The following is a 15,034-nucleotide window of genomic DNA, read 5'->3' as shown; positions in this document are numbered from 1 at the left end:
CTTAAAATGTAACCGGCAGGCACACGGCTGCGGGGAAAGGCGCGCGACAAGCGCGCGCCAGCACCTTCGCCTTAGGGGGTGACGCGCGCGGCGGAGGTCGCCTGCCACGCCCGCAACATCGGCAGCGCACAAAGGGCGACCCCGATGAGAAAGGACAGGCTGTAGCCCAAACCGGCCAGATCGTTCTGCGGCATGGCGATCAGCACACCGCCAAAGAACAGCGCCACCCGCATCGGTAGCGCCCCACGGCCTTCAATCGGGCCGACAAGGCTGATGTAACCCTGCAGCGCCGCCGAGATCAGGGTCACCCCGATCATCGCACAGCTCAGCGCGACGACGACCTCCCACGCGGGAGCCTGACCAATCAACGCAGGGTTCAGCACAAAGAAGAAGGGCGCGATATAGATGACACCGCCAAGACGCATCGCCTCGAACCCCGTGGCAATCGGGTTGGACCCCGCCATGGTCGAGGCCGCAAAAGCGCCAAGCGCTACCGGAGGTGTGATATAGCTGACCATGCCCCAGTAGAGAATGAACAGATGCACTGCCAGTTGGTTCAGCCCGCCGGCCTCAAGCGCGGGGGCCAGCACCACCGCAAGGAAGATATAGCAGGCGGTCACCGTCATCCCCATGCCGAAGATAAAGGCGGTGATCGCCCCCATCAGCAACAGGATCAACGTGCTGTCGCCGGCAAGAAACACCAGCTCGTTCACCAATGTGCCCGCCAGCCCCGTGGCCGAGAACGACCCCACGATCAGCCCGACGCCCAGCAGGATCGCGGTCAGCTCTGACAGCCCCATGCCGACACCGACAATCATATTGCCAAGGCGGCTCAGGTTCAGACGATGGCTGGCGCGGAACTGGTTCACCACCAACAGCAGCGCCGTCGCATAGAATGGCGCAGAGGATTCCTGCCGCAGCCCGATCATCATATAGAGCAGCAGCGCGAAAACGAAGATATAGGGCCAGCCTTCGATCATCACCTGACGCAGGCGCGGAAGGTCAGGCTTGGGCAACCCGCGCAGCCCGCGTTTCGCGGAGTAGGCGTCGATCTGCGCAAACAGGCCCCAGTAAAACAACAGGCTGGGGATCGCGGCGGCCAGTGCGATTTCGACATAGGGGCGTGACAGGAAGGACGCCATGACAAAGGCCGTCGCCCCCATGATCGGCGGCATCAATACCCCGCCAGTCGAGGCGCAGGCCTCTGTCGCGGCGGCGGTCTTGGCCGAGAACCCGGTCTTGCGCATCGCAGGGATCGACACCGCCCCCGTGGTCAAGACATTTGAGATGACAGAGCCGGACATCGACCCCATAAAGCCGCTGGCAAAGATAGAGACCTTCGCCGCGCCCCCGCGGTAGCCGCCCACGAGGCCAAGCGCCAGATCATTGAAAAACTGCCCGCCGCCTGTCCGTTGCAGCACCGCGCCGAACAGGATGAAGCCGATGACAACGCCGCCGAACGCCTTCATCGGAATGCCGAAAGAGCTTTCGGCGGAATAGATATGGTAGGGCACCGTTTGCAGAAACGTGCTTTGAAAGCCCGAAAACGGGTCCGGCACGTGGCCCGCGAAGGTTGGATAGAACGCAAAAAGCGTGACGATTAGAAACAGCACCAGCCCCCCTGCCCGCCGCGTTGCCTCCAGGATCAGAAAGAAGAATATGACCGAGACATATTGCGCCGTTTCAGGGGCTGCATATTCCCACCCCTGCGACAGGTTCTGCTGCGCGGTCTGCGCCAGATAGCCCGTGGTCCCGACCGAAGCGGCAAACAGTACCCAGTCCAGCAGTGTTGGCTCCCCCCCCTTGCCGCCGCGGGCCTGAAAGATAAGGAACGTCAACGCTAGGAACATCCCCCCGAGGATATACAGATACCGCCCGTCGATCAGCACAATCCCGAAAAGCTGAAGGTTGAACAGCTGGTTGACCACCAGCACCAGCGACAGCAGCGTGGTGATCACCACGACCCAACGTGCCACCCCCGAGATCCGCTCCGCCGGGGTGGCACCGTCAATCGCCACCTCCTCGAACTTCGGCTGCGGGGCGCGCAATGTATCGGGATCGGTCATAAAAACGCTTTCATATTAGGGGGTACGGGCCGGTGAGCGGCACAGCAGGAACGGGCCGGCACCATGACCAGCCCGCCCCAAACTTTGAAAGGGTTCAGAAAACGACAGAGAACCCGCCGTCTGCCAAGGCCTTGCGGCGCGCCTCGGACCAGGCGGCTTCCCAGTCAGAGGGGTTGGATGCTTTCGTCGCTTCCCATGCCGCGGCCAGCGCTTCTTGGCGTTTCACAAGTTTGTCGTTATGCGCCTGCGCGGTGTCGGACCAAGCGCCCACTTCTTCGAAATAGCGGATCGCCCCTTCGTGGTAGGGCACCACCCATTCCATGTTCTGCTTGTCCAGCGCCCAGCCACCGATGCCGGGGGAATTGCCGTCATATTTCGGGAACAGCTCTACCATCGCCTTGGTCATATTATAGACCAACGCTTCGTCCGTGGCAGCAATCGAGGTCAGCACCGGATAGGCATAGCCCGCGCCCTGATAGCCGTCGGTCCCGTCGATGGTGGCCCCGACCTTGGCTTTGTTCAGCGTGAAGAAGGGGGCAATTTCCTGCATGCGGGCGAAACCCTCGGTGTCGTCGGGATCAATCGGCGGCCAGAACAGCCCGCGCGGCCCCGCTTCGGCCTCATATGCCTTGCCCGAATTGGTCGACGCAAAAGCCGCATCGACCTGCCCTTCGATCAGGCCGGTCCAGCTGGCCCCGAACCCCCCGAAATCAACCCGCTCCACATCGTCCCATGTCAAGCCGCCATAGGCCAGATAGGCTTCGGTGTTTACGTTCAACGCAGGGGCACCCACGATATAGGACACGCGCTTCCCCTTGAGGTCGGCATAGGTCTCGATCCCCAGATCGCCCGCGACACCGACCGCAAGGTTGATCGCGCCGCCGTTGTTCGCCAGCAGCACCCGGATCGGCTGCGGGCCCCAGTTTTCGGCTCCGAAATCAAACACACCTTCCTGCGCCATAAAACTACCGCCCACACCCGTGGCCGAGAATTCAACCCGCCCCTGGCGCAATGGCTCTGTGCGCGACACGTCGTTCTTGCCCGGCAGCACGCGCAAGTTCACCCCCGCCGCATCTTGCAACGCAGCACCGATTGCCACGGCCTGATTATAGCCCGCCGACCCGGTGTCATAGGCTGTCCAGCTCAGTTGACGCGGCAGGTCCAGATCCTGCGCGAACGCCATGGAAGCCGTGAACCCAAATGCCACGACCGTCGTCTTCAATACGTTCATATCTTTCCTCCCAGAAATTCCTGCGGCGCAAAACATTCGCGTTTGCGGCAAGGTTAGCGGCCCGTTTTCTTGTGAAACGTGGTTCCGCCCTGTGGAAAAGGATAAGAGCGCGCCTTTCCTTGAGTCAACAAAAGACCGCGAGAGGCGCGATTGCGCAGGGTGACGTCAATCAGAGGTAGAGCAGAGATGTTCTGACGCGGGAACACCCGCCTTGCGCGCCGCCGCCGTCAGTTGCGCCAATGTGCCTGCATCCAGCGGAATACCCTTGGCCGATCGCTCTGCCGTGCTGCGCCTTTCGGGGTCGCCGGGGAATTGCACCCCCGCCGTTCCGGGCGCTGCGGGGGATGCTTTTACCCAATCTGTATAGCGGTCCACATCCACACCAAAGCTTTGCGCAAGACCAAAGACATTCGGATCGATCAAGATCGCCATCATGTTGTTCACGACCCGGTCGGGCACCTCGCGCTCGGGCGCATAGGCCCCGCCCCCGCTGAACGATCCACCTAAGATATCCCCCAGCAAGGCAAGCCCGAACCCTTTATGCTGCCCGAAGGCCGTCAACGCCCCGCCCGCACCGTCAGATACCACCGACGGATCGCGCGTGGCATTACCCTGCGCATCAATCAACGCCCCTTCGGGCGCAGGATTGCCGCTAAGCTGAGCGACACGCGCCTTGCCCATGGCGATGGTACTGGTCGCCATATCCAGCACAAACATCGGATGCTTTTCGGTTGCCGGTATCGCCGTGCAGTAAGGGTTGGTGACAAACCGCGCATCACTGCCGCCGAACGGTGCCACGAGGGGGCGCGCGGACTGAACATTCGCGTAAAGGATGCAGATAAACCCCGCCTCCGCCGCCATGATGCCCCAGTCGCCCAACCGCCCAAGGTGGAAGCTGCTGCGCAAGGACAGCATCGCGAAATGGTGGGTCTGCGCGCGATCAATCGCCAGCGTCATCGCCTGCTCTGCCACGATATGGCCAAAGCCACGGTGGCCATCGACCAAGAGGAACGGCCCCTTGTCCTGCACCAGCTCGATATCGGCCGCAGCGTCCAACTGCCCTGCAAGAATACCGTCCACATAGGCGGGTATCATCCCCACCCCGTGGCTGTCATGCCCCGCCAGATTAGCCCCCACCAACCGCGCCGCAACCTTCGCCGCCCGCCCTGCATCCTTCCCTGCATACGCCAAAATTGCCGTCGCAAAATCCGTCAACCGCCCCGCATCAACCGCCATCGGTCTGTCCTCCCCCAAATATGCTGTCCACGCCGCCTCTCCCAAAGCGAACGCCCCCGATCGCAGCCTCGCGCCAAGAAGCGGAAACTGCAAGCCGGAGGGTCATCGGAAGCGGAAAGAGCCAACGTCGGCCTCTACGGCGGGGAAGTTTTCAACGGAGGGTTTAAACGGCGCCCAGGGGCAGCTTGGGTTTCCCCGTTGCGTTCCCGTTTGAGCAGGTTGAAGAAGCTCTCAGGCAAGTCTTTGTCCGCCATTGGTCCGAGGACAATGGACGCGCGCATTGAAGCTCCTATATTCGTCAAGCCTTGATCTGGGACGATTTTGGGACGCAAAGCTGGCTATAAATTTCGCGCACGATGTAGCGTTTTAGGCAACGAATAATCTCGCTCTTGCTCTTCCCGTCTTTTGTGCGTTTCTTGACATAAGCCAGTGTCGGTTCGTGGCTTCGCATCCTGACAATGGCAACACGATAGAGGGCAGCATTGGCCTGGCGATTGCCGCCCCGGTTCAGTCGGAACCGATGTGTTTTCCCACTCGATGCCGGAATGGGACAAACCCCGCAAAGCTTAGCGAAGGCAGCCTCTGATCGAATGCGTGTTGGATCATCGCCAACGAGGATCAGCATCTGTGCGACCGTCAAAGTGGCAATGCCGTGGGATGCCATTAACTCTGGTGCGCGTTCTGTGACAAGCCGTTCCAGTTCCTTATCGTGCGCAATAATCTCTTCGTGCAGCCACAGCCAACGACGCGCCAATGCACGCATGGCGGCTTTAGCAGAGGCCAATGGATTGTCGATATCACCAGGTCGAAAGGCGGCGATGTGCCGGATTAGTGCGATTTTCCCACGGATATGATTCAGTGCGTCGCGCAAATCGGCGGGTGCATTTATGATCAGTGTTTTCAGGGTGACCATTGCCTGCGAGCGCGATTTAACTGCGGTATCACGTGCAATCTTCAGATGGCGAATCATTTCTGATGACCCCGTCTGTGTCTTCGGTCGTGCCGTAGCTTGCCCAGAAAGAACGGAACGTGCGGCACCTTCCGCGTCCAAACTATCTGTCTTGCCCTGCGTGTATCGCAGTTGCCGATTTGGACGCGTGACCTCAATGACATTGTGGCCGTGGGCGAGCAACGATCGCGAAAGACCTGCGCCGTAAGAACCGGTGCCTTCAATCCCGAATGCCTGAACTTTCCCAAGAGACTGAGACCAACGCTCCAATTCTAAATACCCCTTCGGATTGGTTGGAATGGAGAGCGTCGCTAAGCGGGTGCCTTGCGTATCAATCGCCACAGCGACGTGGCTGGCCTTGTGCGTGTCGATGCCGATAATAACTGGGTGTGTGGTCTTCATGCTGCCCTCTTTGCTAAGAATGCCCAGGCACCGATCCGAGGGGACAGGACTGTGATGGGGCGTACCCGTCAGGCTCCTATAAGGTCACATCTCGCCCGTTGCCGGGGCGACTTGATGGTCGACACGTCAACGCAATGACACGCAGTCAATCGTAACATGGGTCAGGCCATCAAGCCGCAATACCATACTCACAGTCATGGCAATTCCCGCGCCTGCTCATCGAGTGTTCGATATTGTGGGCCCGCAGAAACGCCGCCCAGTCCTTGCTGGTGTATTGGCTGCCTTGATCCGTATCGATCAGGACGCGTCGCTTAGGTTTGCGTCGCCAGACAGCCATCAGAAGGGCTTGCAGCACGAGGTCTGTTGGTTGCCGCGATTGTGTCGCCCAGCCGATCACACATCGTGAGTAGAGGTCGATGATAACCGCCAGATAGAGGAACCCCTCATAGGTTTTGATGTAAGTGATATCGGACACCCAGGCGGTGTCTGGCGCTGTCACATCAAACTGCCGGTCTAACGTGTTGTCGACGACGACTGACGGCCTTCCGCCATACTTGCCCGGCTTACGTTTGTAACCGATCTCTGCGCGGATCCCGGCCACACGGGCCAACTCACGCTTGAGCCTGCGGCTCTCAGCTTCGTGGTCAACAGATGATGTCTGTGACGCAGCTTTTGCGTAGAACTTCATCCATTTGTAGAGCGAATATGTACTAACGCCCAACCGTTCCGAAACCTCGCGAACGGCATACCCCCGCACTGTTATCTGATGGACTGCATCGCGCTTGAAATCTTCACTGAAATTTGGCTTCCCCATAACGGCCTCCTTGCCTCAAAGTTAGGGAAGAAAGCGTCTACAAATCTAGGGGCTGTTCAGTTTCCAACTTGGCGAGGCGGGCGCTTGCCACGGCAGGTGCAAGGCCAAGGTCACGACCCGCGGCACTGATATTGAGCCGCTCTGCTGCCATTACGAACAATCGCAGATGATCGGCGTCCATCAATTATACCCAAAATCAAGAAAGTGAACTCCACTCTCGGCAGTTTATTGCGCGAAAAACAAGGTATAAATTCGCATCCTAAGGATGACATCAACTCAAGGCTTTTGCGGTAATCCGCCGAGCAGACTGGCCCGATCATGATGGAAAGGAGTCTCTGGTGACACAGACCGGAACCGTAAACTATCACGTCCACAAGCCGTTTCGGCAGGCGTTCGAAATTGATGTGGATGGCATTGCTGGCAACCTCATCGAGCCGGAGTTTTTCGCTGCCAAGATCGCAGTGAAGGATCAACGGAACTGCGAGGCCGCCACGGAATTTGCAGAGGATGGCTTTGCTTTTGCCAACGCCCCAACGGCTATATTGGATTTCAAAGGCGACAATTGGCAGAGCCGATATGATGCCGAACTGGCCGATCTATTGAAACAGGAAGTTGGCGCAAAAGAGGTGATCATCTTTGATCATACAGTACGCATCGATGATCCGCAGGCCAAGCGTCGCCCGGCCCGCCACGTCCACAGCGATTATAGCCGCGAGGGTGCGGAAAGGCGTCTTGTGGATATTCTTGGCCCTGGACAGGCCGATGAATGGGCGCAGGGTCATTATGCCTTTATCAACGTCTGGCGCCCGATCGCGAACCCGATCAATTCGGCTCCGCTTGGCTTCGTTCGTCCCTCGACTGTTAAAGAGGCGGATTGGATCGTGATTGACTTGATCTACCCCGATCGCAAAGGCCAGGTAATGGGGTTGGCAAAAGACGACGCGCACGAATGGGTTTACCGCTCACGGATGACGCCTGACGAGGTCGCGTTTTTCAACATCTACGACAATTCCGGCCTCCCCTGCGTTGGCCACAGTGCGATTGATCTGATCGAGGACCCGACAGTCACGACGCCCCGCCAAAGCATCGAGAGCCGTACGTTGGTTCGCTATTAAAGAGCGCCCACCCGCGCCTTGCACACCTGAGGAGACATTCACATGACCAAGACAATTCTTATCACCGGCGCGACGGACGGGATCGGCCTTTTGACAGCCAAGACGCTGACTGCCGAGGGCCACAACGTCCTGTTGCACGGCCGCAGCGCGGACAAGTTGGAAGCCGCGGCACACGAGGTCGGGGGCAATCCGGAAACCTACCGCGCTGACCTTTCGTTGCTGGCGGATGTTAACGCCTTGGTGGCAGATGTCCGTGCCAAACATGACACCCTGGATGTGTTGATCAACAATGCCGGTGTTCTGAAGGTTCCCAACACACAGACGGACAGCGGGCTGGACGTGCGTTTCATGGTCAACGCAATCGCGCCTTGGGCTTTGACCGTTGGTCTGCTGCCGATCATCCCAAAAGACGGTCGCGTGGTGAGCCTTTCCTCAGCAGCACAAGCGCCCGTCAACATCAAGGCCATGCGCGGTGAGCAACAGCTTGGCCACAATGAAGCCTACGCGCAAAGCAAGCTGGCGTTGACAATCTGGTCGCAGGAATTGGCGCGCGAACACCCCGAAGGGCCGGTGTTTGTCTCGGTCAACCCGGGGTCTCTTCTTGCCACAAAAATGGTTAAGGAATCCTATGGAATGGCGGGCAATGACCTGCGGATCGGGGCTGACATCCTGCGCCGTGCGGCAGTGTCCGAGGAATTCGCCAATGCCTCGGGGCAGTATTACGACAACGATACCGGACGCATCGCACGGCCCCATCCCGCCGCCGCCGACCGCGCACATGTCGCGCAACTGATGGCGGCTATTCGTGAGCTGGCTGGCGCCTGAGGCGTCCCAAAACGTTTGCCGATCAAGGGGATTGCGCATTAAGCTAAGAGTCGGGAGGAGACGTGATGAGAGGTTTCATTACCTCAAATCAAACGGATGCGATTGCCGCGTCCTGGGACCGGTGTGCGCGGCAGTATAACCTGCGGCACGATACCGGGCGGCCTATCATGCGCCTCCAATCCTCCGAAGTTGCCCCCCGACTTGAACAGATTGTCGAGAGCACCGGCGGCAGGCAGGGCTTCTTTCAACATCTCGCTTCGGTCGCGGGCGAAATCGGTCATTGCCTGGTTGTCACCGACGCCGATGGCGTCTCTGTTCGGATTGAGCATAGCGGGGCGACGAGTGGCTCTGACGGATGGAACGGCATCGCCCTTGGGTCATGTTGGGACGAACGCGTGGCCGGCACAAACGGCGTATCCATGGCCTTGCGAACGGGGCACGCAATCACTGTGCGCGGTGCGGATCATTACTTTTCGACGCTCAGACAGTTCGCCTGTACCGGCGTTCCGGTGCTGGATGCCAACGGGGGGATGATTGGTGCAATCAATCTTGTCTCTGTCGATCGGGGCAATCGCGCGGATTATCTGTTTGGGCAGCAGCTGTTGGCAAAGACCGCGCATCGCATTCAGCGCAACCTTTTTGAAAAGGAATTCAACGACGCGATGCTTGTGACGGTCTCGCGTGTGGGGCGTGATCACGTCCTCTCCGAAGATGCACTGGTCGCCGTGAACGAGGCAGGGATGATTATCGGTGCCACTTCGACCGTTTCCGCCTGCCTTGACGGTGCAAACGCTACATCGCTGAGGGGGCAGGCGTTCGAGGCGATCTTTCACGTCGACAGCAATCGGCTGGTGAATGTGCCCGAGAGGGTAGTTTCGATTCCAGCCAATCATGGGGCCGCCGTGAACCTGACGGTTGCTTTGCCAAAGACCGCCGCACCCCAACGGGTGTCCAAGCCGCTGCCGCCCGGCCCTGCGCGCAAACGGCGCTTGCCACCATCGCTACAGCAGTTGGCGACCGGAAGTCACAACATGGCTGCCGCCTGTCGCCGTGCGCGAACCATGTTGGAAGACACAGCCATGCTGCATCTGGAAGGCGAAACCGGAACCGGGAAATCCGCGCTTGTGGCCGCATTGCTGCAAACCGATGCCCCTGACGCACCGGTTTTTGATCTGGATTGTGCGACGCTTGGCGAGAGTGACGCAGACACAGACCATTTGCGCAGGGTCATTGAGCAAGCCCGCGTCGTTTCAAGAATGTCCTATGGCAAGGGCGTCCGCGCGACCTTGGTGTTTGACAATGTGGACGAGCTGCCGGGCGCTTCGCAGGCAGAGCTGCGACGTTTCCTGAATGAACAGGAAGAACACCGCCACCAAACGGATGACCATGGGCATGACAGCCGCCTGCGTGTGGTTTCCACAAGCCGCAAACCTTTGATAGACGCCGTCAACGCGGGGCATTTCAGAGACGACCTATTTTATCTTCTAACAGGCTCAAAGGTCTTCCTGCCCCCCCTCCGAAGGCGTGAACATCCCGAGGTTCTGGCCCAGGCCCTGTGCGCGCAGCTGACTGGTTGTAACGTCATCTTCAGTGCCGAGGCCAAAGATGCGCTTTGTCGCCTACCGTTCCATGGCAATGTCCGCGAAATGCGCGGCGCGCTTCAAAACGCACTGGCAACGGCACAGGACAACCGGATCAACCTGCTTGATTTGCAACAAGCCTGTGTTGGCGCTCCTCTGGCCTCTGCGATACCGGAACCGGTTTGCGCCATTGTACCCGCCAATCCGGTAACCGCATATGACGAACGCAGCATGATCCTTGATGCGCTCGCAAACAGCCGGTGGAATGTCAGCGAAGCTGCTCGCGTACTTGGCATGGGGCGCGCAACGATTAACCGGAAACTGAAAATGTACGAGATCCGGCGGCCGACCTGAAGCAGGCCGGCCCACCGTCGCGTAAAGAAGGACCGCCTGTCGAAGGCGACCGGAGCGCGTTGCTCCGTCATTTCGACGAGCCTCACGCGCGAGGTGTGATAGAGTACAGATCACACTCACATTGTGGGTTTATTTGGCTTATCTTGGCGTCCTCACAGGCCGCCGGCAGTAGCGGAATTCGTAAGGACACCGCTGGGTATCTTATGGTTCTCAGGCAAGCTCGTCCTTGCCGTCGATGATGAAATGAACGCTGGTCGATCCCTTGTGGCGGGCCTCGAGATAGGGCGCGTAGTCCGGATCATTCACGAAGTCGCGGGCGGCTTGCGCATCCGGCCATTCAAGGATCACGCGCAGGGCTGCGGGCTGGTCTTCGCCCTCGACCTGTTCGTGGCTGGTTGTGCGCGCAATATACTTGCCGCCATGTTTGGCGATGATCTTGCCGACCGGCTCGATATAGCCGGGGATCCAGCTGTCGTCGGTGGGTGTCACGGCCAGAACTGAATAGGCTGTCATGGATTGGTTCCTCCTCTTTGGTATCGATTACCTTTGTTGTTAACGCGGGTTTGGGTTCAGGCCGCTCGGCGACCTAAATGCTGTGTTGCGCGCAGAATGTCGCGCTGTGCTATTTCATTAAGTGATGCGGCCAATGCGTTCATCCGATCACGCTGCGACGGGATGGCCCTGTCCAACGTCGTGTGAACACCCGCGTCGATTGGGCCAAGGGAAAGGTCACGGTGGAACGCATCGACGGCTGCGGCCCCGGTGGCCAGATCGCCCTCCACCAAAATCAGCGCATGCGCCAGAATGCGGCGCTGCCCGTTGCCAACAGGGCGTATGCGCTGCGCGGTGCCAACGGCTTTGCGGCCCTTCAAGGACAGGTTCCATGCGCCGTCACAAAAGCTGTTCGGGGTCGCACCCGTCGCCCAACCGGCGGGGATTGCATTCTGAATGATCCGTGTGATCAGGCGGTAACCATCCTCAATGGAGAACGTCCGATCAGCGGTAAACGCCAGCGCGAGGTTTAACACCCCCGGACCTTGGGGGACCGCGCCGCCGCCCGTGGGGCGCAGATACAACGGCCAGCCGCGCGTGGCTGAACTACGCTTCGCCGTTTCAAATCCGGGTTTGAGCCTCAGGCTTGCCGGACAGACAAGCGCGCGGCGGCGTGGGCTCCAGAGACAGGTTACAGCGCCTTGCGCCGCGAAGGCCGCTGCCTCAAGGGCAAGCCCCTCGGCCACGCCCTCCACATATGTGAGAGGTGCGTTCACACCGCCATCCTTTCGATCTCTTCGCAGATGGAAGTCAGCAGATCACCCGCTGGTGCACCATCAAGCGCGCGGTGATCAAAGGTCAGCGACAGGCCCACATGGGGGCGCAATTCGATCCCGCCATCCGCGCCCCGTACCGCGCGATCCGTCATACGCCCAATGCCAAGAATGCAGATTTGCCCTGCGTTGATGATCGGCGTGAAATGTTCCACCCGCGTGAGGCCGAGGTTGGAGACGGTGAATGTGCCGCCCGTCATTTCTGTCACGGTCAGCTTGTTGATCTTAGCCCGCGTGGCCAGATCCTGCCGCGCCGCACGCAATTCGGTTACATCCATCGCATCGGCACCGAACATGGCAGGGGCGACCAACAGATTGCCGGGCAAGGCGATAGCCACCGACAGGTCAACCGCATCAGACAAATGCACCTCGCGCCCCTCGACACGTCCGTTTGCCTCGGGGTTCTTTTTCAGGGCGCGCACCACAGCCAGCATCAAGAGATCCTCAACAGATATCTTGGTACCTGCCTCGCCTAAGCGTGTTTTTTCGGCCATCAGGGCCGTCGCATCGGCGCTGCCGTGGTGGGTCAGCTGCGCGGCCGTCGCAAGGCTTTTGGTCATGGCATCCGCGATCATGCCGCGCACGCCTTTGAGAGGGACGACCTTGGTCATTCGACCGACCCGATGACGGCGCCCTTGGGCACTACGGCATCGGCCTCTTCCTTGATCCGCAGGGTGCCAGAGGCTGGTGCGTTGATCTCGTATTGCACTTTGGCGGTCATAATCTCGACCACCAACGCGCCTTCTTCGACGGTCGCGCCATCATCAGCAAGCCAGCCGGTGATCACTGTTTCTTCGTCCTCTTCCCAGAGGTCGGATGGGATGACGATATCTGTTGCCATTTGAAGTGTCCTTTCCTGTTCGGGGTCGCGCTTCATGCGACCCCGTTGATTAGTGATTTGTTGGTTTTGGTTCGGCTCAGGCCGCTTGCATCTCGTCCCAGGCAGCGACGATCTTGTCAGGGTTGGGCAGGCAGAACTGCTCCATCACCCGCGCGAATGGGATCGGCACATCGGGGAAGGCAACGCGTTTCGGCGCGGCCTTGAGAACCGAGATATCATGCTCGGTCACGGAGGCGATGATTTCGCCCGAGAGGCCGTAGCTCATATAGTCCTCGTCCACGACAATCAGCCTGCCGGTCTTGGCGACGCTGGCGCGGATGGTGTCACGGTCCAGTGGGACAAGGCTGACAAGATCGACGACTTCGGCGCTGACGCCTTGTTGTTCAAGCTTCTTGGCGGCCTTCAAAGCGTTGTGAACGCCCATGCCGCAACTGACGATGGATACATCCTTGCCTTCGCGCACGACCTTGGCCTTGCCGATTTCCAGCGTGTAGGGCTCTTCCGGCACATGCACAGTCGCCCCCGCCTCGGTGCCAAGCCAACCCATGCCCTGTAGCCCCTTGTGGTACATGTAAACCACCGGACTGTCGTCGCGCATGGCGGCCGTCATCAACCCTTTGGCGTCATAGGCATTGGATGGGGCCACAACCTTCATTCCGGGCAGGTGAGCAAAGGTGCCGTACAGACACTGCGAATGCTGGCCGCCATCGGAATAGCCACCACCGGTTGAGGTCATCAGAACCATTGGCACTTTCACGTTGCCGCCGGAGAAATAGATGTTCTTGGCCATCAGATTGTAGATCGCATCAAAGCAGACGCCAAAGAAGTCGACGAACATCAGTTCGACCACCGGACGCATGCCATCCTGCGCCGCACCAACAGCAGCACCAATAAAGGCAGTTTCCGAAATCGGTGTGTCGCGGATGCGTTCCGCCCCGAACTCTTCGATTAACCCACGGGTATTCCCATAGACGCCACCCAGAGGGCCGATGTCCTCGCCCATCACGAAGACGGAGGGATCGATGCGCATTTCCTGTGCGGTGGCTTCGGCCATAGCGCGGGCGATGGTCAGTTTTCTCTCGTTCGATTTGGTCATGTCTCTCCCTCCCGTTTATGCCGCGAACACGCGCGTCAGCGCATCTTCGGGGGCTGCATCATCGCTTTCGCGGGCGAATTTGATTGCGGCGTCAACACGCGCGGCGGATTCTTCCTCGATCGTGTTCAGTTCCGCCTCGCTGGCAGCACCTTCGGCAAGCAATCTTTCCCTCATTTTGGGGATCGGATCTTTTTCAAACAGCGCGTCCTTTTCCCCTTCGGGGCGATAGGCCTCGGCGTCACCCATAAAGTGGCCCGCTAAACGGTAGGTTTCACATTCCAGCAGCGATGGGCCTTCACCCGCTCGCGCCCGCGCAATCGCCTCGCCTGCTGCTTCAAAGATGGCATAGGGGTCGTTGCCCTCAATCCGTTTGCCGGGGATGCCATAAGCCGCCGCGCGATCTGCGTGGCTGCCGATGCTGCTGGCGGTTTCTTTGGCAACAGAAATGCCCCAGCCGTTATCCTCGACCACGCAGATAAAAGGCAGGTTCCAAACGGCAGCGAGGTTCATCGCCTCGTGCCAGCCGCCCTGGTTCACCGCGCCTTCACCGACGAAGGCCACGGCGACGCCCGGCTTGCCTTGCATCTTGCGGCTGAGCGCCGCACCGACGGCGGGGCCCATGCCCTGCGCGATAATGCCAGAACAGGCAAAGTTCACATTGTCATCAAAGAGATGCATATGCCCGCCGCGACCACCGGATAAGCCGGTTTTCTTACCGAAGATCTCGGCGGCCATTTTATCCAGATCAACGCCCTTGGCGATGGCCTGATGGTGTGGACGGTGGGTGGCTGTGACCACATCCTCGGGAGTCAGGTGCGCGCAAACCCCCACCGCCACTGGCTCCTGCCCGTCGGACAGGTGCATTTCACCCGGGATCGGCCCGTTGGCCATGTTGAACGCCGGTGATTTACCCTCGAAATAGATCTTCGCAATGGCTTCTTCGAACCTCCGGCTCGTGACCATATTGCGATACATCCAATGCTGTTCTTCGCGTGTTGGTGACATGAATTCCTCCTCCCATGTGCGCGGCCTCTCCCTGCCGCATGAACGCTGGAAGTAGGATTGAAGCTGTTGGGCTGCGGAACAATGACGCTGAAGCCCACGCGGGGCTTGATCGCGCAAACTGTCTCACCGTGAGACAGTTTGAGACACATTGAGCCAGAGTGTGGCGCACCTTGAGCAGGAATTGGTCTGCGCGTC

The 15,034-nt window shown here is 59.4% G+C and carries 13 protein-coding genes and 3 pseudogenes; 3 read left to right on the top strand and 13 right to left on the bottom strand.

What is annotated here, in order from left to right; all coding sequences use genetic code 11:
- Window positions 1–71: 71 nt before the first annotated feature.
- The 7 genes and pseudogenes from ACTRWK_RS13340 to ACTRWK_RS13310 form a co-directional block, all read right to left on the bottom strand.
- Complete coding sequence (locus ACTRWK_RS13340) at window positions 72–2,066, bottom strand: TRAP transporter permease (RefSeq protein WP_289081461.1); 1,995 nt, start codon at window positions 2,064–2,066, stop codon at window positions 72–74.
- Between the two features lie 94 nt (window positions 2,067–2,160).
- The gene (locus ACTRWK_RS13335) at window positions 2,161–3,297 is read right to left on the bottom strand and encodes a TAXI family TRAP transporter solute-binding subunit (protein ID WP_037943500.1); all 1,137 of its coding nucleotides are present in this window, start codon (window positions 3,295–3,297) and stop codon (window positions 2,161–2,163) included.
- Window positions 3,298–3,462: 165 nt separating this feature from the next.
- A complete protein-coding gene (locus ACTRWK_RS13330; protein ID WP_289081460.1) occupies window positions 3,463–4,533 on the bottom strand; it encodes a malate/lactate/ureidoglycolate dehydrogenase in 1,071 nt (356 codons plus the stop codon).
- Window positions 4,534–4,831: 298 nt separating this feature from the next.
- Window positions 4,832–5,884, bottom strand: coding sequence for an IS110 family RNA-guided transposase (locus tag ACTRWK_RS13325; RefSeq protein WP_037943496.1), 1,053 nt, complete (start codon window positions 5,882–5,884; stop codon window positions 4,832–4,834).
- A gap of 193 nt (window positions 5,885–6,077) precedes the next feature.
- Window positions 6,078–6,494 (bottom strand): annotated as a pseudogene (locus ACTRWK_RS13320) (IS3 family transposase); the annotation flags it as partial.
- A 6-nt stretch (window positions 6,495–6,500) separates the two neighbouring features.
- Window positions 6,501–6,698: pseudogene (locus tag ACTRWK_RS13315) on the bottom strand (transposase); the annotation flags it as partial.
- A 40-nt stretch (window positions 6,699–6,738) separates the two neighbouring features.
- A pseudogene (locus ACTRWK_RS13310) lies at window positions 6,739–6,879 on the bottom strand (helix-turn-helix domain-containing protein); the annotation flags it as partial.
- Between the two features lie 157 nt (window positions 6,880–7,036).
- On the opposite strand from ACTRWK_RS13310, the gene ACTRWK_RS13305 reads away from it, so the two are divergent.
- The 3 genes from ACTRWK_RS13305 to ACTRWK_RS13295 all read left to right on the top strand — a co-directional run bounded on the left by ACTRWK_RS13305 (window position 7,037) and on the right by ACTRWK_RS13295 (window position 10,572).
- Window positions 7,037–7,813 (top strand): CmcJ/NvfI family oxidoreductase, encoded by a 777-nt coding sequence (locus tag ACTRWK_RS13305; RefSeq protein ID WP_289081459.1) that lies wholly within the window; start codon window positions 7,037–7,039, stop codon window positions 7,811–7,813.
- 42 nt (window positions 7,814–7,855) lie between these two features.
- On the top strand, window positions 7,856–8,638 hold the full coding sequence (locus tag ACTRWK_RS13300) for an SDR family NAD(P)-dependent oxidoreductase (RefSeq protein ID WP_289081458.1): 783 nt from the start codon (window positions 7,856–7,858) through the stop codon (window positions 8,636–8,638).
- A 167-nt stretch (window positions 8,639–8,805) separates the two neighbouring features.
- Window positions 8,806–10,572, top strand: a complete 1,767-nt coding sequence (locus tag ACTRWK_RS13295) for a sigma-54-dependent Fis family transcriptional regulator (RefSeq protein ID WP_289081457.1) — start codon at window positions 8,806–8,808, stop codon at window positions 10,570–10,572.
- Window positions 10,573–10,782: 210 nt separating this feature from the next.
- Here ACTRWK_RS13295 and ACTRWK_RS13290 read toward each other — a convergent pair whose 3' ends face one another.
- The 6 genes from ACTRWK_RS13290 to ACTRWK_RS13265 form a co-directional block, all read right to left on the bottom strand.
- On the bottom strand, window positions 10,783–11,085 hold the full coding sequence (locus tag ACTRWK_RS13290) for a DUF1330 domain-containing protein (protein ID WP_064216752.1): 303 nt from the start codon (window positions 11,083–11,085) through the stop codon (window positions 10,783–10,785).
- Between the two features lie 56 nt (window positions 11,086–11,141).
- Window positions 11,142–11,840, bottom strand: coding sequence for a lipoyl protein ligase domain-containing protein (locus ACTRWK_RS13285; protein ID WP_289081456.1), 699 nt, complete (start codon window positions 11,838–11,840; stop codon window positions 11,142–11,144).
- Window positions 11,837–12,508 carry a 2-oxo acid dehydrogenase subunit E2 gene (locus ACTRWK_RS13280; protein WP_289081455.1) on the bottom strand — a complete coding sequence of 224 codons (672 nt, stop codon included), beginning with the start codon at window positions 12,506–12,508 and terminating at the stop codon, window positions 11,837–11,839. Before ACTRWK_RS13280 ends, ACTRWK_RS13285 begins: the two co-directional genes overlap by 4 nt.
- Window positions 12,505–12,738 carry a biotin/lipoyl-containing protein gene (locus ACTRWK_RS13275; protein ID WP_005851830.1) on the bottom strand — a complete coding sequence of 78 codons (234 nt, stop codon included), beginning with the start codon at window positions 12,736–12,738 and terminating at the stop codon, window positions 12,505–12,507. The genes ACTRWK_RS13280 and ACTRWK_RS13275 overlap by 4 nt, the downstream gene beginning before the upstream one ends.
- Before the next feature lie 76 nt (window positions 12,739–12,814).
- A complete protein-coding gene (locus tag ACTRWK_RS13270; protein WP_289081454.1) occupies window positions 12,815–13,834 on the bottom strand; it encodes an alpha-ketoacid dehydrogenase subunit beta in 1,020 nt (339 codons plus the stop codon).
- A 15-nt stretch (window positions 13,835–13,849) separates the two neighbouring features.
- Window positions 13,850–14,839: a thiamine pyrophosphate-dependent dehydrogenase E1 component subunit alpha gene (locus tag ACTRWK_RS13265; RefSeq protein WP_235602533.1), complete on the bottom strand. Its 990-nt coding sequence runs from the start codon at window positions 14,837–14,839 to the stop codon at window positions 13,850–13,852.
- Window positions 14,840–15,034: the final 195 nt, after the last annotated feature.

Source organism: Sulfitobacter sp. G5_S2_6_S6 (assembly GCF_054968505.1).
Note: the sequence above shows the minus strand (reverse complement) of the source record. Positions and strands in the feature narration are given on the sequence as shown.